This window comes from Paenibacillus sp. P4_E11 (genome assembly GCF_056401635.1).
In genome coordinates this window covers 38,758-59,347 of record NZ_JBFUIX010000036.1, presented here as the reverse complement: position 1 = coordinate 59,347, position 20,590 = coordinate 38,758, and the positions used below count along the sequence as shown (strand labels likewise).

Genomic DNA, 20,590 nt, shown 5'->3' with positions numbered 1-20,590 from the left:
TCGATCGCTGCCAATGACACAGATCTGATATTGATCGATCACGACTGGGCTGAGCCGTCGATCCGGTGAAACCAGCTCACTCACCATATTGGTCACCGCAAATAGCAGTAACTGTCGATCCTGCTCACTACGGGGAGACTCGTCATAAGGAACCATAGCAAGTACGTGTAACTCATCCCGACAACGAAACCCTTCAAACAACCTACTCTCTTCTTCCGGATTGTAATGCTTGAGCTTACCCTGGCATAGGTGTAGGACGTACAACTCCTTTACCTGCTGCATGTACCGAACACGTTCAACCTCCATCTGTAATTTGGTATGCTGGAACCGATGCAGACGCTCCCCGATATACTGAAGCTCATCCGTGGATGTTGGACTCTCCGAGGGATGTTCATCCAGTTGAGCCGCAGAATCGAATAATTTCCTAATAGGGGCATACATCCCGCGCGAAGCTCGAAATGAGATAACCAGAATAATGGCAACCAACACCATACAAATCAACAAAGTTAACCAACCAATGACTCTAGAGTCCTTGGTAATCTCATGTATGGGGATGAAGGAAAGGTATATCCAAGCATTGTAGTCCGATTTTTGGAAGGTGATTCCGAATGGAGTATGTTGGAGATCCACAGCAAAAAAGCCGCTTACGGACTGCATGGATTGCAGCTGTTCTAGAGCAGGCGCCAGTAAATCTGTTGCTCGTTCCGTTCCTTCCCCGTTCGGGCTGCTGTCCACGACTACGCGATTCCACTCATCGAGGATGAGGATTCGCTCTGACTGGGAGCTTGGGATCAGGTACTTTTTCAATTCGAAGCCCGGGATCTGAGTAATAAGCAGTCCCCAAGGATCAATGGAGTTAATCGGTATCTTCTTCACCAAATTCACACCGTCATTCCAAGTCGTGCCCGGTACTAAGGGCTGGTTCTCCACTTCCTTCATCCATTGGGAAGTCTGTGACATCGTTAGATGCGTTAATTGTTGTGCGGCATCTCCCAATTGGCTAAGGGGTTTCATCAGACGGTTGTTGAGCAGCCAATCATTCTTGAGATGAACGAAAGTTACATCCTGAATCCCATTATCGAACGTTTGCAGGTTATGCATACCGACAAGCAGACTGTCAACGGTCTGGAATTGGGAATAAACCAGCAGATTATCCCTTGCGTCATATACAATCGGGGATGTAGAGAACTGGGTTGCAGCGTTGTCCACTGTCTTTAGCAACTGTTCCAGCCGCAACTCATTTTGCAATAGGGCGTTCGCAGTTCCTTCAATCACTTTATGCTTGGCGATGTCTGCCGACTTCCAATAGGCAAATGCGCCAAGCAAGATGACAGGAAACAACCCTAAACAAACGCTCAGCAGCAATAGCCTTACGAGGTAGCTCGAGAAATATGCTTTTCCTAATGTGAATCTATCGCCCATTGCAGCTCACTCCAGTAGTCGTCTCATGAAAGGTATAAAAACCCGAAGGGAGTCTCTCGACTCCCTCGTTACGTTTAGCCGTCCTTATTTTTTTGTCTTGGCATATTCGGCCGCGTATTCTTCGATGACCTTGTCGCCTCCGTTTTTCTTCCATTGGTCTATCGCTTTGTTCCAAGCCGCTTCATCGAATTCACCGTAAATATATTTGGTGGCCGCATCCGAAATGATTTTATTCAGATCATTTCCTTTCTCAGCCATCGTGCCAGAAACTAGAGGGAAGGTCGGGTTGGAAACCGCGATCTTCTCATTCTCTGCGTAGAATATGTTTCTCTTCTTGTCTACATCACTGCCGAATGGATTACTCGAGGAATCCGAAATCTTCAATTGCTTGTAGAGACTGACTTCACGATCATACAGACCCTTATCGAGGACGGTCGGTTGGCCGCTCTCCAGCTTATAGTGCATGCCTTCCACTCCGTAATCCATCAAGTAATTCATCTTCTCATCTGCTATTTGATCAAAGAACTGAAGAACCCGCTTCAATTCGCTTTCTGTCTTAATGCTGGATTTGGGGAACATGAACACGCCGGAGTACCCTGGATCAGCGGGGATTCGATTACCCTTCGGACCGGTAAGCTTATTCACCATATCAAGTTTAGCGTTTGGATTCGCTTTGTACAAGTCAGCAAAAGGCGGGCCATCAATCGTACATAGACACCAAGGGGTGATGCCAGCCTTGCCTTGATTAATGAAATCCTGTGCAGCTGGAGCAACCGGGAAGTCGGTATTGATTAGCTTTTCATTGAAGAGCTTACGTAAGAAAGTCAAGGAATCCAAGTATTCTTTAGTCATAAAGTCGGGTACGAACTTGCTGTCCTTCACTTCCCAACCATTAGGCGCCCCGAACCAAGACTGGAATATTTTCATGTATCCGCTAACAAAATTTTTGTCCAACGACATGCCAATCGTATCTTCTTTTCCATTTCCATCTGGATCTTTTTTCGTGAAAGCTTGTAAGATCGTATAAAGTTCATCCGTCGTTGTGGGCTGCTTCAGCCCTAACTTATCCAACCAATCCTGGCGGAATACAAGTCCGTTGCGGGCAATGGGACGAGCGCGAAATATCCCGTACACCTTGCCATCAATCGCTATATTGTTGAACACTTGCTGGTTCAATTTACTGATATTCGGATAATCTTTCAGGTACGCGCCAATGTCCCAGAACATGCCCGAGCGGACGGACGATATGATAGATGGTGCCTTCGTATCGGCAATCATCAGCACCTTAGGCAAGGAGCTGGATGCAAGCGTTGCATTCATCTTATCATTGTAGACCGCACTAGGTACCCAAGTGATATTCAATTTCGTATTGGTGTACGCCTCAATCGCCTTCAATGTCGGATTATCAGCCTTGGGAGGCTCAGGAAGCACCAACAAATTCATCATGGTGATTTCCAATGCTTCTTGCGGTTGAGCTTTTACATTCTCTTTTCCTGCTGGTGTTGGAGCTGGTGTTGGATCAGTTGCCGACTTGCTGGAGCACCCCGCGAATACGCTTGCAACTACCATCGTACTCAGCAGTAACACGGTCGACCGGACTAGCTTACCCTTTTTGTTCATTCTCTTTTTTCCTCCTTCATCATTTGCAATCTATCCTTTAATTGAACCGAGCAGCACACCCTTAGCAAAATGCTTTTGCAAAAAAGGGTAAACGAGCAGGATCGGCAATGTGGATATCACGATAACCGCCATCTTGATCGTCTGCGGTGGCGGGACAATAAACCCAGCATCGAATTGCGTAGAATCCCCCACTCCCCCTTGGGAGAGAATGACGATTTGGCGCAGCCACACTTGAATCGGCCACCTGGACGAATCGTTGATATATATAATCGCGCTGAAGAATGAATTCCAATGCTCCACTGCATAGAACAAGGAGAAGGTAGCGATCACTGGCGTTGACAAGGGCAAGACGATTCGCAGTAATATCCCAACATCGTGACAACCGTCTATCTTAGCTGCCTCCTCAAGACCTTCTGGAAGCTGTTGAAAAAAATTTTTCATCACGATGAGATTAAATGCATTGATGGCCCCCGGCAAAAACAAGGAGAAATAGGAATCCAACAGCCCGAGTTGTTTGACTACCAAAAAGGTTGGAATGAGTCCTCCACTGAACAACATAGAGAAGATGACCATCAACATGACGGGTTTACGACCATCCAGATCTTTTCGCGACAAGGCATAGGCCATTAATATCGTGAACACTAAATTGATAATAGTACCCGCGATTGTAATGAAAATGGTCACACTCAAACTTCGCATGATCGTGGATGTGGAGAAGATGTACGCATAGGCATCAAAGGAAAACTTGGTCGGGAACAAGACAAATCCCTTGCGCAGCAACTCCTCTGTAGACGTAAACGAGCCAGCGATAATGTACAGGAACGGGATAATTGTCGCTAATGCCGTCAATGACAAGATGATAATGATAACACCATCGAACAACCGATTACTCCATGCATGTCCTTTTTCTATATCCATTACGAGATCTCCTTATATGGCTGACTCATCAGTATATCCCTTCCTCCCCAGCTCTTCTAGCCAGGTGGTTGGCTGATAGGACGAGAATCAAACCAACAAGTGATTTGAACAATCCAACAGCTGTCGTGTAACTGAATTGACCTTGCAGAATGCCTGCGTTGTACACATAAGTATCAAACACTTCGGCGACCTCACGATTCATGGCATTCATCATTAACCAGACTTGCTCGAATCCGGTGTCCATGAAATGGCCCAGCCGAAGAATAAACAAAATGACAATGGTACTGCGAATAGCGGGTAAAGTCACGTGCCAGATTTGTCGGAACCGGCCTGCTCCATCGATCCTCGCCGCTTCATACAATTGCATGTCGACTCCTGCTAACGCAGCCAAGAATATAATAGTACCCCATCCTGTCTCTTTCCATATCACCTCAGACGTGATCATAGTCCGAAACCAATCTTCGCTTAGTAGAAAGCTGATCTTGTGTCCCCCTATCGAAGCGATCCATTCATTGACTAGTCCTCCTTCAGTAGTGAAAAAGATATAAGCTATTCCTACGACAACTACCCATGAGATGAAATGGGGCACGTATAGGAACGACTGAATTAAATTCTTGAATACCTTGTTGCGTAATTCATTCAGTAACAAAGCAAGCAGGATCGGCAGCGGGAAGAAAAACACCAGATTGTACACGGCCAGAATCAGCGTATTCCGAAATAACATCCAGAAAGCCGGGTCTGAGAAGAACCGATCAAAATGCTTGGTACCCACCCAGGGACTATGCCAAAATCCGAGAAATGGCTGATAATCTTGAAAAGCGATCAGCACGCCCCACATAGGCAAATATTTGAATAGAACAAAATAAATCACACCTGGAAGCAGCATCAAATAAATCCATCGGTTCTTGAATAACCGGCTCCCACTAGTAAAACTCATGACGGCGCCCCCCTTGTTGCTCGAATATGTTATAACCATAGGGGTCTCGAGTAGGTGCCGTCTATAATCCGATGAGAACTATTAGCGCTGGAATCCTTTTGGAACAATCAGGTATCTTCTGAGCACGTTGATTTGCAATAGATGTAGGCCAACATTAGTAGGGAAATCGAAAAAGGAGTCCTGAGATTTCGCTCAAGGCTCCCCATTCAAATCTACCATTCCCTTATCCGCACCTCATTCGTACCCATCCATGCCTCTACATGATGAGTTTCACAGGCCCTAATAATCCGGATGTAAGCCGCGCCCGATTGTAAGTATTAGCTAGACTATTGGTCACCTTCACACAAATCTTGTTCCTACCCGGTTGAACAATTCCCTCTAAATTCGAGAAGCAGTACGGACTCCACATTCGGGTGCCGACGTGCACGTCATTGATGAACACTTCCGCAATGTCATTGACTTCACCTAAGTCCAAACGGAGTGGCCTCCCAAGCTTGCTCTCCGCTAAGTCAAAAGAAATCTCGTATTGGATTGTTCCAGAATAATATTCCATTCCAGGCCATGTTGTCCATGATGTAAGTGCATCGAGCTTAGTCTCCATGAATCCTGACCACGTCGTTGTCCATCCTTCACCTAGCACGATACATTCCTGAGATGACCCACATCCAATACCCATCAGCTCGTCGGAGAGGGGCTGTTGACTTGGATCGACATAATAAATCACGCTTTCTCTTCGGTCGAGACCAATCGAGATATGGATCCCTTCGCTAGGTGTATCTCGAACAGGCTGCTCTTGAATCGTTCCCAACCAAGGGTTCCATCGTTCGACCCTTCCCTGAATGTCGAGATGGAGCTGACCCTCATAACGTTGTTCCCCTTCGTTGACCAGGAGGAACAAATGCTCATTGCTCTTACGAATATGACTTACCCGTATAGCAGCTGAGGATGGCTGTAACCGTATTTCAAGTTTTATGTAGGTATTCACCTGCTCAGCAACGGACTCCACTGCTCGTAGTGGTATTGCTCCTCTTAAGGAGGTAGTCGCTTCTGGGGATCCAAAGACGATTACTTGGCCCCCCAGATCAATCCACGATTGTAGCTTGTTGATCGTTTGTTCGCTTAGATGCTCCAAGACCTCAACAACGATCACTTTGTAGTTTTGCTTCGCAATTCGCACCGAACCCTCATCGAATGTGCAGGATGAGACAAACAGCGCTTCTTCGAGATAGTTGAATTCGATTTGATTCTCATACAAAGGTTTGGCAATCTTCCAAGGAAGAACGTCTTCCTGACAGAGAATCGCGACACGGGCTTCATTCACACCATCGGTCATCAGCCAGCTCATTCTTCGAATATAGTTGCTGATGTCCTTGTAATGCGCCCACCAAGTGTTATTCGGCCCAACATCGGGCGGTCTCTCGTTCATCCGTTCGCCGGAGATCGAATAATAGAACGCATGGGGAATCAACAAGTTCGTTCCACGGACGAACAACCAGTCCATGTACCACTTCATCTCATCGGGACTGAAGTTCCAGCCGATATTGTCTTTGCCGCAGGCGCCGAAGCATTCATTGGCATTTCTTCTTCTTCCTCTATGCCTCGCTGAGTCGGAAGCACATTTGGCAAGCGTACTATGCGGTCCCTCCAGCATGCTGCCCTCTGCTGGTTCTACATATCTCCACACCACGTCTTGCCCGGGTAATTGGAAGTGTTGCAGCAACCCGATATCTTCACTTCCTCCTGGATGCCCTGCAAGTTGGATACCGTGTCTCTGACACCATTCGGAAAGCGGCTTGTAATAGCTGTCGCTTAGTCTGTGACTGATCGCTCTCCTGAATTTGCGCCGTATCGCGTCTGCCCCCTCGGCCGCTTCCAGCCAGAGAGCAGGCAATTCGACTTCCAGTAGCCCGAAGCTCTGAGCGTAGGACAGGAATTCACTCGTCCAGGGCTTAAGGGAAGGCAGTGGACCTCTGCCCAATATATTCGGTTCGTCCGTGAACATCGCTTGAATGGTGCTGCCGAAATACGGTTTCAATCGTTCATAATAACGCTCATGCGTCAGGCGAATGAACGTTTCCGTAGCTTGCACATTCAATAAATCTGCCGAAGGAGGCGCTCCGGGTTCCCCGTCATCCTGACCGAAATGTACCCCTCGAATCGTTCCTCTGGAGAACTTCTCGATGAACAGCACAACGTGCCAATCCTGATCGTCAGATGGCACGAACTGCACACAGTTAAGTTCAGCTTCAAGTATAAGGGTTTGGTTCAGATCCAGTCGATCCTGTGCCAGCTTCACAACAGCTTGAGCCGAGACGAGCACTTCCCCTTCTTCTAGCGAATACGGGTATGTCCTATGATCGCTGCATCGGTACTCGATCATGGCTAATCCTCTGCTTGCATACTGCGGATTGGCCTTCACGACCATTCCCATCGCGGAACCGGAAGGATACATCGCTTCGTCATATAAGAATACGACCATACTCTGCTTTTCCGCTTCGCGCACAGCCGACTCTACTAATTGCAAATACGTGTCAGACATATACGGGATTGATTCCGGTAGACCAAGTCTCGGGTGGATCACAAAGCCCATTACGCCTTTTTCCTTGAAGTCTCGTATTTGACGAATCAATTCACTCTCATCCAGATTATCGTTCCAGAACCAGAACGGTATAGGTGAGTACTCGTCATCAGGTTGAAGAAACGCTCGTTGTAACGCGGCATGAGCTGGTCTTTGTGAAGATGTTGTTGTCGGCATACGTTCCCCTCCATACGATAGTACTCCTATGTTACATCGCACGGTCCACGTAGGATAGGGTTGATCGAGACTTCTCTATCGCCGATTCAGTCATTACACGGGTTCTGAACTACCTTGCATATCCCTGTACTTTCCTGGCGAACATCCAACAATTCGACCGAACAATTTGCTGAAAAAAGCAGGGTCCTCGTAACCGATATTAGCCGCTATGGTCGCGATCGTGTCATCCGTCTCGGTTAATAAGTGCTTGGCTCTATCAATCCGCAATTGATGCACATACTCGATGATGCTGGAACCGGTATATCGTTTGAATTGTCGGTTCAGCTGTCGTGTGCCGATATGGAATAGATCGGATATGTTCGTTAATGTGATCTTGCGATCATAATGTCTCTCCAGATAACCACAGACGCGCTTGATAAGCAGTTCACTCCGCGATACGGTCGGCGCGCTGTTGCCCCATTCTTCATAGTATCTGGACAGCAGAATCAACAGCTCTACCATTCTCAATTGAATGAGCGCGCGAAAGCCCGGACTCCGTTGCTTCAGTTCATCGAGCATATCGTCCATAATATGCAAGGTCTTATCCGCTGCCGCCCCGCGCAAATTCAGCTTGTGGTGAAACCGCTTGTCTTCGTGCAAGAACGGTTGGACATAGAAGAAATCCATCGAATGGGGAATATCTAGTTGTTGCAGCAGCGACTGCTGAATGAGTCCGGGCTGAAACAAACAATTGATGATCGCCAGCTGCTGACCTTCCTGCAAGGCATACCCGTGTACTTCTCCGGGATTAATGATGAATATGTCTCCCGCTCTGACTTCGTATGTAATGTTCTCGTATCTATGCGTTGCGAGACCTTCCGTGACGAAGATCATCTCCACAAAATCGTGACGGTGCAGATCAGGACTATCCTGGTATCCGTGCACATTCCGTTGGATCCAAAAAGGAAAGTCGGCCGCAACCGAGTAATTCTCGAGTAGTTTGGTATCCATGTACAACCCCTCATTCTTCTATTCAGGCTTGGCGGGAGCAATTGCAGCCCGGTTAACAACTCATGCGTCCCCGTTCAGGAAGAGGTGGCCGCGTTGATCCAAGTGAACAAGTCGTCGAGCACCTGTTCATCCTCTTCACGCGGTAAGACGTGGCCTCGCCCTTCGCTTACGTCCGAGCCGCGTTGATCCAAGTGAACAAGTCATCGAGCACCTGTTCATCCTCTTCACGCGGGAAGACGTGGCCTCGCCCTTCGCTTACGTCCGAGCTGCGTTGATCCAAGTGAACAAGTCATCGAGCACCTGTTCATCCTCTTCACGCGGGAAGACGTGGCCTCGCCCTTCATAGATGCTCATCGTGTACGGCTTGCCCGCTGCATCCATCGCTTCGGCGAGCCGATAAGCATGAGCCACGCTCACGTGCTCGTCGACGGAGCCGTGGATGATCAGGACGGGCGAGCGGATCTCGTCCGCCCAGCATACCGGCGAGCGGCGCTCGTACTCGCCGGTCTCCTTGCGCGGGTGGCCGACCACCCGCTTCAGCATGCGGCGGAGGTCCACCCGCTCGTCGTACGTAAGGCGGAGGTCGCTGACGCCGCCCCATACGACGACCGGGCCGACGCCCGGGCACTCGCGCGCGGCGGAGAGCGCCATCAGCGCGCCGCGCGAGAAGCCGATCAGCGCTGGCGCGAGCGGCTCGGCTTCTGGCAACGCGCGCATGAGGCGCAGCGCGTTGTACAGGTCGTGGCGGTCTTCGCCGCCGAAGTCTTCGCGCCCCTCCCCACCCTCGTTGCCTCGGTAGAACGGGGCGAACACCGTATAGCCGCGCCGCGCCAGTGTGACCAGCCGCGGCACGCGCACCATCCCCACGCCGCGTATGCCGCCGCGGCAATAGATGAGCGGCGGTCTAGGCGCTCCGTCCGCGCCCGCCACCAGGTAGCCCTTGACCCGCAGCCCTTGACTCGTGTAAGTCACTCGCTCGAGCCGTAGTCCCGGGGCCGGGTCGGGCAGACGTTCACGCTCCGGCTGAACGTCCATCGCTTGCGTGTTCGCGCTGTCGGCTTGTCCACTAGCTACGGCGCTATGCTCGAATTGTTCGCTTTGCTCATCGTCTCGCCCACGTTCTTCCACTCGCTTATCCGCCACTGTCTGACCATCCTCCTCCAACTTGCTTATGTATCAAACTCCCGCTCTTCATCCGCCGACACTGGCTCGTCCGCCAACGCCCACTCCTCATACTCCCAACACTGGCTCGCTCGCTAACTTCCGCTCCTCTTGCTCCCTACACATTGCCGCCCGCCAACTTCCGCTCCTCATACAAACCACCTTTGACACCAAGCAATGCGATCCGCTAGACTTGAGATTATGAATTAGTTTATCACGCGAAAGGCGGTTGATGCACATGAATCCTGTGTTCGATGAAGAATTCGACGCACTAGTCGAGAAGTTCGCCGAGCTGATGACTGGCCGATCATCGACTGAGATGGTCGAGAAAGTAACCAAATGGGCAATCTACAACCATATTCACAAAAGCATGCCCGCCCTTACCGCTCATTGGGGGCAGTCTCATCCGGAAGCCAAACGCGAAGTCAGGTTGCTGTTCGAAGAAATCCGTGACCTAAATCAGGCTCTGCGCGCGCATGCTCAAACTTCCGGCGCCACCGGCGAACCCAAGGAAGACGGGAAAGAAGAGTAAAAACGCGCACTACGTTATAACCTTACATCTAACTGGAAAACCTCCCGTTAAATGCAGCCAAAACCTGCTTTTCAGCTAATTACATGGAAAACCTCCTGTTAATTTAACCAAAAGTTGCCCATTCGCTCGATAATGGCAAAATTAGCGGTACTTTTTCCAGTTAATCTCCGCTACTGCCAGGAAACGAGGAATATAACAGGAGGATTTCCCGGTAACCCACTAACAACTAAGAGGAGCTAACACAACATGAACAATCTCGACCCCTTATTCGACCGCAATCTTGAGAAATACGCCGAGCTCGTCCTTCGCGTTGGCGTGAATATACAGCCCGGCCAGGTGCTGATGATCGAATCCCAGCTGGAAACGGTGGAGCTTACCCGCAAGATCGTCAAACAAGCCTACATAGCCGGCGCCAAGTATGTGCAAGTAAACTGGACCGACGAGCAAGTGACGCGCCTTCGTTACGAACACGCTCCAGACGACTCGTTCACCTACTACCCGGAATGGAACGCCAAGATGATGGAGCAACTAGCCGAAGGAGGCGGGGCCTTGCTCAACATCAAAGTCCCTGACCCAACGCTGTTCGACGGCATCGACAGTTGGAAAGTATCCGCCTCCACCAAAGCAGCGGCAGTCGCACGGCAGACGTTCCAGCGCTACATTCGCAACAGCACGATCAGTTGGTGTCTGGTCAAAGCCCCGACACCTGCATGGGCGGCCAGCGTATACCCCGAGCTGCCCGAAAAAGAGCGGATCGCGACCATGTGGGACGCGATCTTCCGCATGAACCGGGTCGATCACGACGACCCGGTTCAAGGATGGCGCGAGCATCTCAACGTTCTGCTCGAGAAGCGCAAGGCACTAACCGCGAAGCAGTACCGCAGGCTGCATTACCGCGCCCCGGGAACGGACTTGAGCATCGAGCTGCCGGACAATTACATCTGGTTGGGCGGCGGTAAGGAGAATGGAGCCGGTATATATTTTGTCGCGAACATGCCGACGGAAGAAGTGTACACGATGCCGAAGCGCGATGGCGTCAACGGAACGGTTACCAGCACAATGCCGCTTAACTTGAACGGCCGTTTGGTTGAGGGACTTAGTCTTACGTTCGAGAACGGGAAGGTTACTCAATTCAAGGCTGATAAGGGTGAGCAATACTTGGCCGCGTTGCTGGATACGGACGAGGGAGCCCGATACTTGGGCGAACTGGCTTTGGTGCCTCACGATTCACCGATCTCCAACATGAACCGAACCTTCTACAATACTGGTATTGACGAGAACGCCTCTTGCCACTTGGCACTAGGCAGCGCCTACCCAACGAATATCGAGAACGGAACCAAGATGAGCAAAGAAGAGCTGCTTGCGAGTGGAGCCAATGTAAGTCTGGTCCACACGGATTTCATGATCGGATCGGCTGAATTAGAGATCGATGGGGAGCTTCCTGACGGTACTATCGAGCCTGTGTTTCGCCAAGGCAACTGGGCAATCAAACTTACGGATTAACTCTCGATTCGCACATCACGTTTCTCACTTTTCTCGCATCGCAAATCAATCACGTTTCTCGCTTTACTCACATCCTGCATCACCTACCACCGCACCACACAATGCATCTCGCCATCGGCTAACGGCCGGTCGTGAGATGCTTTTTTTAGGAAAAATCCGATACAACGATTTTATCCCGTGTCACCGACGCACCGATTGCCTATACTAATAGGGTAAGCCGAGTTTATTCGAGAGGAATTGATGTTATATGTCCATGTCCATTGCCGGAAACCCACAACTAGCTGCAGGTGTCCTCGGATCATAACAACGAATGCGACATGAGGATTCCTGTAGAGTGATTAGCCCCATACTCAACCTTTACTTTACAGGAGGATCTACAATTGAAAATGCAAACTCTAGGCTGGAACCCGGATCGGGAAACAGCATTCACCCCTTATCGTGAAAAAGGCTTCGTCGCGGGACGTGTCGCGTTGGAGCACAAACATATGTATCGTGTATATACGGAAGATGGAGACGTACTTGCCGAGGTGTCCGGGAAGCTGCGACATGAAGCCCTTGGAAGAGCGGACTACCCGGCCGTAGGTGACTGGGTGGCCATGTCTGCACGGCACGACGAAGGTCGCGCCACCATTCATGCTATACTCCCCCGCTTCAGTAAATTTTCGCGCAGAGCGGCGGGCAGCGTACCGGAGGAACAGATCGTAGCGACGAATGTTGATACCGTGTTTCTGGTTAATGCGCTTAACCAGGATTACAATCTGCGGCGAATCGAGCGCTACCTGACTCTAGCCTGGGAGAGCGGTGCGAGTCCGGTCCTGATCCTTAGCAAATCGGACTTGTGCGCTGATCTAGACACTGCCGTCCGCGAAGCGGAAGCCGTCGCACTAGGCGTCCCTGTTCATGCTGTCAACTCATTGGCCGATGAAGGACTTGAGGCGTTGACACCTTACCTTGGCGTTGGTCGAACTGTTGCTCTGCTCGGCTCATCCGGGGCAGGCAAATCCACGCTCATTAACCGTCTGTATGGCAGCGACATTCTGACTACAGGCGACATTCGTGAAGGCGATGATCGCGGCAAACATACGACGACGCATCGCGAGCTGGTCGTCCTGCCGAGTGGCGGACTACTGATCGATACGCCTGGTATGCGCGAGCTCCAGCTATGGGATGCCGACGAAGGCATCAGCACCTCCTTCCACGACGTGGAAGAGCTCTCAACGCAGTGCCGCTTTCCCGATTGCAAGCACAACCAAGAGCCCGGCTGCGCCATCAAGCAAGGATTGCAAGACGGCACACTCGAACCGAGCCGGTACGACAATTATGTGAAGCTGCAGAAGGAGCTGGCTTACTTAGCCCGCAAGGAGAATCGAACGCTGCAAGCAGCAGAGAAATCCAAGTGGAAGAAGATCCACAAGGAACAGAAACACCACTACAATCCGTAATGTGACGGGGTATCTATATAACGCCCTGACGACGAATAAGGCATCCCGCTTGCGGAATATCCCGCTGCAGGATGCCTTTCCATTGCCATTGTCGCCCCATCTCTCCCTATCCCGTTATCCCCTCGAAGCTACACGGGCCTGCATCTGCTTGGTTGGCAATCAACCCAAAGAAACCGGCAAGGTCGCCGGTTCCGTCCATTCTCATTCCAATTTATCCGAGCGAGAACAGCAGATCGCTGGACTCCTGCTCGAAGGACTGACCAATGCACAGATTGCCAGTCGTCTGCACTTGAGCAAGATTACAAGCGGTCACAAACCGTACTTTGCTGTTGAAGAAACTGATGAATCTTGTGTCCGAGTAATGGATCGAGCGACGTTCGCCAGAACAAGGCTGGATAATACTATTTGCGCCGTTTCGGAACGGATGTCGTCTCATACTTCTCATCGAGGCATAGCTTAGCCACATAGAGCACTTGCCCGAGACGCTCGGAGAAGTGGGTCGCACACTGGAGCAATACGTCAAAGTTCGTACGCAGCTGACCGCGAACCATCTGTGTCCCTGCGAACTGTTGCGGTGTCATGTTCTCTACCACTCGAACGACCAGACCGAACGCCTCGCGGACAAGCACGATCAGATCGGCCTTGTTCAGCACTACGCTTTCGAACTCTGCGTCGCGATCCCGTGTCGCATGTTCGCCATGGATACCTGCGCTGATTCGCTCCGCCACATTACCCCGGATATGAACGACGAGATTGGCTATGCTGTTGCTGCCTTCATTCGGCCGCCAATTGAGCTGCTCCTCGCCCAACTGCTCGACTGCCGCGAGCCATCTTCGCTCAATCTCCTTGAACTTGTTGACCAACCAGCTTTGCAACGTCTCCAGTTCCATTTGTTTCCTCCTTGTTCTGTTACTCCAAGCTCAAACATCTTGTTTGAACCTCTTGATTATATAAGGGATTCAGCGGTAGGGGGTTCAAGCCAAAACTCGCCAAGGTCCTCTTTTTCACTTTCCACTCCATGATCCACAATGAATCGACAGTCTCTTCAACTCGATTGCCTATTCTCATTCAGGCGCCTGCCCTTTCTCGACATCAACTGCCTATTCTCTAATCACCGCTTGCCAAGCAGCTTGCGCCAAGGCCAACCCGCCGCACAATCCAGCGTTATCGCCCAGTCCTGGCGGCACGATGTAGGTATCGATCCGCTCGGTTACCCACTCACTCTGTACATAGCCATTCAGCATCGCTTGAACCTGCTTGTGAATTAGCGGGAACAGCTGACGTTGCTTCATCACGCCTCCACCTAGCACAATTCGCTGAGGCGACAGGAACAGGATCGCGTGAACGGCCGCCTGGGCCAAGTAATACGCCTCCAGTTCCCATACCCGCGGATCTTCAGCAAGCTCGCTGCCCTTCTTGCCCCATCGTTTCTCGATCGCAGGACCAGCCGACATTCCCTCCAGACAGTCAGCGTGATACGGACAGCTCCCCGCGAAGGTATCGCTCGGATGACGCTTCACCGGAATGTGCCCCATCTCCGGGTGCACCAGTCCATGTACTAAGTTACCTTCTACTAGCACACCTCCGCCGATGCCAGTTCCAACGGTTATGTAGATGCAACTGCCCAACCCCTTTGCTGCTCCCCAAGTTGCTTCTCCTAACGCGGCTGTGTTGACGTCCGTGTCCCACCCGATTGGACAGTCGAACGACTTCTTTAACTTGCCGAGCACGTCATATTGTGCCCAGCCTGGCTTAGGTGTGGTCGTCACATACCCGTAGGTCGGGCTGCTCGGGTCCGGGTCAATCGGCCCAAACGAACCGATCCCAATCGCATCGAGCTGTTCCCCCTCGAAAAATTCAATCACTCGTCCGAGCGTTTCTTCCGGCAGTGTCGTCGGAAACTCGGTCCGCTTCAGCACCTCCCCCTTCTCATTACCGATTCCACAAACAAACTTCGTTCCCCCAGCCTCAACCGACCCCAATCTCATGTCAGGCACCTCTCCCTTGTATGTAATACAAAAAAATGAACCTTTACAACCAACTAACCTAATTAAGTAAACAAATCATCTAGGTATGCATGCAAGTGTAAGCACCATTTCTTATGCAAACCCCCTGTGCAAACGTCACTTCTTATTGAGCAGCCTTCCGGCTATCCGCTCGAATAAAGCCGGGAATAGCGCGAACAGCTTCGCCCCGAAACTCATCACCCACGGCAAGTCTACGTGCGTGCGGCGCCGTTCGATGGCGTCTGCCACTGCCCGAGCTACCTGCTCCGGCTTCAGCATGAATCGGCGAATGCTGCGCACATAATCGCCACTCGGGTCCGCCTGCACGAAGAAGGGCGTATCGATCGGTCCAGGATTGATCGCCGTGACGACGACACCTGTACCCGCCAATTCCTGCCGCAAACTATTGGTGAAGCCGAGTACGGCGTGCTTGGAGGCTGCATAGGCTGTTGACTTGGCTGATCCGATCTTGCCTGCAATCGAGGCCACATTGACGATCTGCCCCTTACGAGCCTTCAGCATATGCGGCATCACAGCCTTGGTGCACCGCACGACGCCCATGTAGTTGACGTCCATCATGTTCGCGAAGTCGCTAAGCGGCGCATCCAATAGGCGCTCGAAGCGGCCAAAGCCGGCGTTGTTGATCCATACGTCGATCCGGCCGAAATCCGCCATAACTCGCTCAACGACTTCCTGCACCTGCTTGTCCGACGTCACATCCAGCTCGTACAGCTGATGTTGCCCTTCACCAATGTGGCTCGCAGTCATGCGAAGCCCGTCCATGTTGCGCCCGAAGAGCGCCAGAGTCGCCCCTCTCCTCGCCAACTCAATGGCGATTTCCGCTCCAATGCCGCTAGATGCTCCTGTAATCGCTATCAATTTTCCATTAACCATGTTCCACGTACCTCCGTATGAAGGGAAACGCGATTCCGAGCTGGAATGTGTTCCACTAATCTAAGAATATCACAAAATTCACACGGAAAATCACGAACCTAGGTAGCTTTGTGTGATGCGCATAGCGCGGCCTTCGATTAGCGCGGAAGTTCCGCGCTGCAGCCTCTCCCGCGCGGTATTTGAGGGTGTCGATTCACTGTGGACAAGAGGAGTAGAAAGTGAAAAAGAGGACCCCGGCGAGTTTTGGCTTGAACTTCCATACCACTAAATCCCTTGTACAATCCGAGGAGGTTCAAACAAGATGTTTGAGCTAAGCGGTCCTTTTTCACTTGGAACGGCCGTTTTTACCACTATCAACAATGAATCGACAGCCTCATTTTCTCCGCTGCAGCCACCCGCACAAAAAAGAGAGGCTCCATTGAGCCTCTCCGTAGCTCTATGTAATTAACACTTGAATGTTCAACTCGCCGATCTGGTCCATAATAAGCGGGATCGTGAGTGCTTTCTTTGGTGTGAAGCCCGCGGCGTTAATCGATTGTACAAGCTTCGGCGGAGTAATATCGACGCGAACACCTTGATTGAACAAGATCGTACTGGCGTTGCCGCTGATCATATTACCTAACTCCGATATTGCACTCTGGGTCATCTCGTCCATCTCGGTAATGTGATAGCCGCCCATCATAGCTGAAACTAGCTTCAAGGCAACCTCTTCATGTAGCCCGAATACGATGTCCCCTTTCATTTGACCGGTCATACCGATCTGAATCCAAATGTATTTCTCCACAAACTTGACGTCCTTAATGCCAAGCTGTCCGGTTGTCGGCCGTATCTGGATCAGTTGCTCCAATACGATTCTGGCGGATTCCAGGAAAGGATTGATGTACTCGGCTTTCACACGACTGTCCCCTTTTCGACAAGTTTCACAACGTTGTACCTAATTTTGTTATTTTTATCATTATACTCGAGTTTGAAAGTCGTGTATACTGGTTCGCATACAGGAATAGAACCACAAACATAGGCTATAAGACCCAATTTGCATGAAGACAACTCGTATTTGTCGGAATTATCGCGCTCTATTCAGAAAGTTCATTTACTCTTAAGATATTATTAAGATCCCCCCTCAAACTTTATTAAGAATTTTCACCTATACTAAATCTTGTGAGCACGAACCAAGAAAGGAGCCCTTATGGCTGGAGAAACAATACTACTCGTCGATGATGAGAAAGAAATATTAGACTTGCTGGAAATATATTTGAAGAACGAAGGCTATACCCTCCTCTTGGCGTCGAACGGACTGGAAGCACTGGAAATGCTGCGTCACAAAAAAGTCGACCTGATCATTCTGGACATCATGATGCCCCGCATGGACGGTATTCAAGCTTGTCTGAAAATCCGCGAGGAGCAGAACATGCCGATCATCATGCTGTCAGCCAAGAGCCAGGATATGGACAAAATATTCGGTCTAAGCTCCGGCGCAGACGACTATATGACGAAACCGTTCAACCCACTCGAGCTAGTGGCCCGGGTGAAATCGCAGCTCCGCCGCTACATGAGGCTGAACGTTGCAACTTCTCCTCAGGAGGACGAGCTGGAGATTGATGACTTGACCATCAATACATCCACACATGAAATCCGGATTGACGGCCGGGAAGTGAAGCTAACCCCACGGGAATTCGCCATACTCGAGCTGCTAGCCCGTAACCGAGGTATCGTGTTCAGCATCCAGAAAATATACGAATGTGTATGGAACGAGGCGTTCTATGAGTCGGACAATACGGTCATGGTGCACATTCGCAAAATCCGAGAAAAACTTGAAGAAACGCCCAGACAGCCGAAGTACATTAAAACGGTGTGGGGGGTAGGCTACAAAATTGAAAAATAGGTCGGTATTCAAAATTTTCAACCCGTTTTACTGGATTTCCCTCATATTCAGCTTCGGCAAAGACATCATAACGATGGTGCGTAGTAATCTCGAGCGAAGTATCCGGCTTCAGCTTATGTTGGCATTCGGTATCTGCTTGGGGGTGGCGATTATCTCCAGTGCGATTGCTGCTCCGTTCTTCGCCAACGTCAACAAGACATCTACTATCGAGTACGATTGGGGAAGGCAACAAATCGACCAGCATACCCGCTCCCTCCTGTACACGATTGAAAATTCGAACAAAAACAACAACAACAACACTGATAGCGACATAAACAATAACATTGATAATAATATCAAAGGCAGACCCGCTACATCTGCTGAAACGCAGGACCAGATGATCAATCGGATTATCGAGCAACAACGGTGGGGTGCTGAGAAAATACTGGTCGTCGATCTGGACGGCAAAGTATTGCACAAGTCATCCAACGCGACTGAGAATCAGATCGACCTGCACAGCGTCATCCGCAACGCGATGAACATTCGTAATAACGAAAACAGTTACCGAAACCAGGAGTACATCTCCTTTTACCCGTTGAATTTGAAAAATAATACCCACACTTACTTAATCGTGTCGGGCATTCCGGAGCCGCAGATCACTACCCATAAGCAAAATACCCCTCTACCGTTCGTAGTGGGACTCATGGTGTTCATCGGCAGCTTCTTCCTCATTACGAAACGCAAGATGAAGTATATCGAGGAGCTGGCAGGTGGACTGATGGAGATTTCCAGAGGGAATCTGAACTTCCGCTTCGCCAAGAAGAGCAAGGATGAGCTCGGCTCCCTGGCAGAGAACATTAACGACATGACCGCGGAGTTGCAGCAGACGATTGAAGAAGAACGGCTTGCAGAGAAGACGAAGACCGAGTTGATCACGAACGTCTCGCACGATTTGCGTACACCGCTTACACTCATCATGGGATATTTGCGGTTGTTGAAGGATCATGGCTTCGAGAACGAGCAACAGGCCAGCTCGTACGTGAACATTGCCTATTCCAAATCAGAGAAGCTTAAAGGGTTAATTGAGGATTTGTTCGAGTATGCGAAACTGTCTAATCGAGGGGACTTTCTGAGCTTGGAGAGGGTTTGCTTGAACGAACTGCTGGAGCAGTTACTCGAAGAGCATGTGACCCGGGCGGAAGCGAATGAATTGACCATCTCCAGAATGCTGCCCCCGGAGAAAATCTGGGTCGAGCTCGACGCTGATAAGATCATTCGCGTGTTCGACAATCTACTCACAAATGCAGTGAATTACAGCTTCAAGCCAGGAAAGATCAAAGTGGTGATGTTCCGTGATCTAGGCTTCGTCCACGTCTGCATCAGCAATCGGGGAACACCTATCCCACAATCGGAGCTGGAGCGGCTGTTCGAGCGGTTCTACCGACTGGACGAATCGCGATCATCGGAATCCGGCGGTTCCGGTCTTGGGCTTGCGATCGCCAGAAGCATCATCGACTTCCATGGGGGCCAGATCTGGGCTGAATGCGAAGGTGACGAAATTCGTTTCTGGGTGAAGTTGAAGTTGATTTAAGCTCTCAACTCACACTTTTCCGAATTCGTCTCCTGGGATTGGAGAAGACTTTGTACCATATATCCCCTTCATCATCTTTGAACACCTTGATCCCAACCAGCTTCAGGGGCGTCCATATTTCACGGAAATAAAAATTAGGCATTAGGCTCTCCTCCCTTTACGTGTAATATAATCCAAAATTCACTTGACGAATAGTGCTGATTGTAATCTGTTTGTCATATGACACACAATAATAGGAAAACCGACCTAGTTACTAGGTCGGTTTTCGCTGTATAGGAGTCCATTGTCTTACGCTAATGAATGGAGACGAACAATCGCTTGGGCTCGATCATTTACCTCCAATTTCCTGTATAGACTGCTTATATAATTCCGCGCCGTACCTTCGGTTACGAATAACGCCTCCGCGATCTCGCGGTTATTCATTCCCCGAATCATAAGCTGAGCAATCGCATTCTCCCGCTCTGTTAGCTTGATGCGCTCCAGCCTCGAATGCGCAGATAATTGCCATTGTTCATGTTCCGCAGTCAGCTTGGTGATTCGCATCGCTAGCTTGGTTGCGACGGCTGCCGGGAGAATGAACTGACCGGACACCGAATCGCGAATCGAAGCGATCATTCGATCTCCGTCCATATCCTTCAACATATAACCGCTTGCTCCACCGGCCATCCCCTCCACGATGTAGTCCTCCTCGATGAAGGTCGTCAAGATCAGAATCATCGTGTCGGGGCAACTCTGTCGTATTCGTTTCAATGCGGTAATTCCATCCATATTCGGCATTTGAATGTCCATCAGCACCAGATCAGGGCGTAGTGTCTCCGCTAATTCGCAAGCCTCGAGACCATTCCGTGCCACACCGATCACTTCCATATCATCTTCCAAATCCAGAATCGTTCTGAGGCCTTCCCGTGTCAGCATCTGGTCGTCGGCAATCACTATTCGTATGTTCTTCCTCTTCATC

At 50.4% G+C, this 20,590-nt stretch carries 18 protein-coding genes; 6 read left to right on the top strand and 12 right to left on the bottom strand.

Annotation, left to right across the window (positions count from 1 at the left end; all coding sequences use genetic code 11):
• The 7 genes from AC1DWB_RS15655 to AC1DWB_RS15625 form a co-directional block, all read right to left on the bottom strand.
• Window positions 1-1,422, bottom strand: a 1,422-nt coding sequence (locus AC1DWB_RS15655; RefSeq protein ID WP_477542007.1) for a hypothetical protein, incomplete at its 3' end; no start/stop codon positions are given.
• An 84-nt stretch (window positions 1,423-1,506) separates the two neighbouring features.
• Window positions 1,507-3,042, bottom strand: coding sequence for an extracellular solute-binding protein (locus AC1DWB_RS15650; protein ID WP_477542006.1), 1,536 nt, complete (start codon window positions 3,040-3,042; stop codon window positions 1,507-1,509).
• A 30-nt stretch (window positions 3,043-3,072) separates the two neighbouring features.
• Window positions 3,073-3,960, bottom strand: a complete 888-nt coding sequence (locus tag AC1DWB_RS15645) for a carbohydrate ABC transporter permease (RefSeq protein WP_477542005.1) — start codon at window positions 3,958-3,960, stop codon at window positions 3,073-3,075.
• Window positions 3,961-3,988: 28 nt separating this feature from the next.
• Window positions 3,989-4,897 carry an ABC transporter permease gene (locus tag AC1DWB_RS15640; protein ID WP_477542004.1) on the bottom strand — a complete coding sequence of 303 codons (909 nt, stop codon included), beginning with the start codon at window positions 4,895-4,897 and terminating at the stop codon, window positions 3,989-3,991.
• A gap of 256 nt (window positions 4,898-5,153) precedes the next feature.
• Complete coding sequence (locus AC1DWB_RS15635) at window positions 5,154-7,652, bottom strand: glycosylhydrolase-like jelly roll fold domain-containing protein (RefSeq protein WP_477542003.1); 2,499 nt, start codon at window positions 7,650-7,652, stop codon at window positions 5,154-5,156.
• Between the two features lie 93 nt (window positions 7,653-7,745).
• Window positions 7,746-8,642: a helix-turn-helix domain-containing protein gene (locus tag AC1DWB_RS15630; RefSeq protein WP_477542002.1), complete on the bottom strand. Its 897-nt coding sequence runs from the start codon at window positions 8,640-8,642 to the stop codon at window positions 7,746-7,748.
• 255 nt (window positions 8,643-8,897) lie between these two features.
• A complete protein-coding gene (locus AC1DWB_RS15625) occupies window positions 8,898-9,677 on the bottom strand; it encodes an alpha/beta hydrolase family protein (RefSeq protein ID WP_477542011.1) in 780 nt (259 codons plus the stop codon).
• A 364-nt stretch (window positions 9,678-10,041) separates the two neighbouring features.
• Here AC1DWB_RS15625 and AC1DWB_RS15620 point away from each other — a divergent pair, with 364 nt between their 5' ends.
• From AC1DWB_RS15620 to AC1DWB_RS15605, 4 genes are all read left to right on the top strand, one after another.
• A complete protein-coding gene (locus AC1DWB_RS15620) occupies window positions 10,042-10,335 on the top strand; it encodes a DUF2573 family protein (protein ID WP_477542001.1) in 294 nt (97 codons plus the stop codon).
• A gap of 246 nt (window positions 10,336-10,581) precedes the next feature.
• Complete coding sequence (locus AC1DWB_RS15615; protein ID WP_477542000.1) at window positions 10,582-11,838, top strand: aminopeptidase; 1,257 nt, start codon at window positions 10,582-10,584, stop codon at window positions 11,836-11,838.
• A gap of 386 nt (window positions 11,839-12,224) precedes the next feature.
• Window positions 12,225-13,280: a ribosome small subunit-dependent GTPase A gene (gene rsgA, locus AC1DWB_RS15610; protein ID WP_477542010.1), complete on the top strand. Its 1,056-nt coding sequence runs from the start codon at window positions 12,225-12,227 to the stop codon at window positions 13,278-13,280.
• Window position 13,281: 1 nt separating this feature from the next.
• Window positions 13,282-13,740 carry a LuxR C-terminal-related transcriptional regulator gene (locus tag AC1DWB_RS15605; RefSeq protein ID WP_477541999.1) on the top strand — a complete coding sequence of 153 codons (459 nt, stop codon included), beginning with the start codon at window positions 13,282-13,284 and terminating at the stop codon, window positions 13,738-13,740.
• Here AC1DWB_RS15605 and AC1DWB_RS15600 read toward each other — a convergent pair.
• The 4 genes from AC1DWB_RS15600 to AC1DWB_RS15585 form a co-directional block, all read right to left on the bottom strand.
• Complete coding sequence (locus tag AC1DWB_RS15600; RefSeq protein ID WP_477541998.1) at window positions 13,682-14,170, bottom strand: DUF1572 family protein; 489 nt, start codon at window positions 14,168-14,170, stop codon at window positions 13,682-13,684. The genes AC1DWB_RS15605 and AC1DWB_RS15600 overlap by 59 nt on opposite strands.
• A 210-nt stretch (window positions 14,171-14,380) precedes the next feature.
• Window positions 14,381-15,268: an ROK family protein gene (locus tag AC1DWB_RS15595; protein WP_477541997.1), complete on the bottom strand. Its 888-nt coding sequence runs from the start codon at window positions 15,266-15,268 to the stop codon at window positions 14,381-14,383.
• 135 nt (window positions 15,269-15,403) lie between these two features.
• Entirely contained in the window at window positions 15,404-16,180 is a 777-nt protein-coding gene (locus AC1DWB_RS15590) for an SDR family NAD(P)-dependent oxidoreductase (RefSeq protein WP_477541996.1), read from the bottom strand.
• 436 nt (window positions 16,181-16,616) lie between these two features.
• Window positions 16,617-17,075, bottom strand: coding sequence for a chemotaxis protein CheX (locus AC1DWB_RS15585; RefSeq protein WP_477541995.1), 459 nt, complete (start codon window positions 17,073-17,075; stop codon window positions 16,617-16,619).
• A gap of 291 nt (window positions 17,076-17,366) precedes the next feature.
• Here AC1DWB_RS15585 and AC1DWB_RS15580 point away from each other — a divergent pair, with 291 nt between their 5' ends.
• The gene (locus AC1DWB_RS15580; RefSeq protein ID WP_477541994.1) at window positions 17,367-18,062 is read left to right on the top strand and encodes a response regulator transcription factor; all 696 of its coding nucleotides are present in this window, start codon (window positions 17,367-17,369) and stop codon (window positions 18,060-18,062) included.
• Window positions 18,052-19,632: a sensor histidine kinase gene (locus AC1DWB_RS15575; RefSeq protein WP_477541993.1), complete on the top strand. Its 1,581-nt coding sequence runs from the start codon at window positions 18,052-18,054 to the stop codon at window positions 19,630-19,632. The genes AC1DWB_RS15580 and AC1DWB_RS15575 overlap by 11 nt, the downstream gene beginning before the upstream one ends.
• Window positions 19,633-19,920: 288 nt before the next feature.
• Here the strand turns inward: AC1DWB_RS15575 and AC1DWB_RS15570 are convergent, their stop codons facing one another.
• Window positions 19,921-20,589, bottom strand: a complete 669-nt coding sequence (locus tag AC1DWB_RS15570) for a response regulator (RefSeq protein WP_477541992.1) — start codon at window positions 20,587-20,589, stop codon at window positions 19,921-19,923.
• Window position 20,590: the final 1 nt, after the last annotated feature.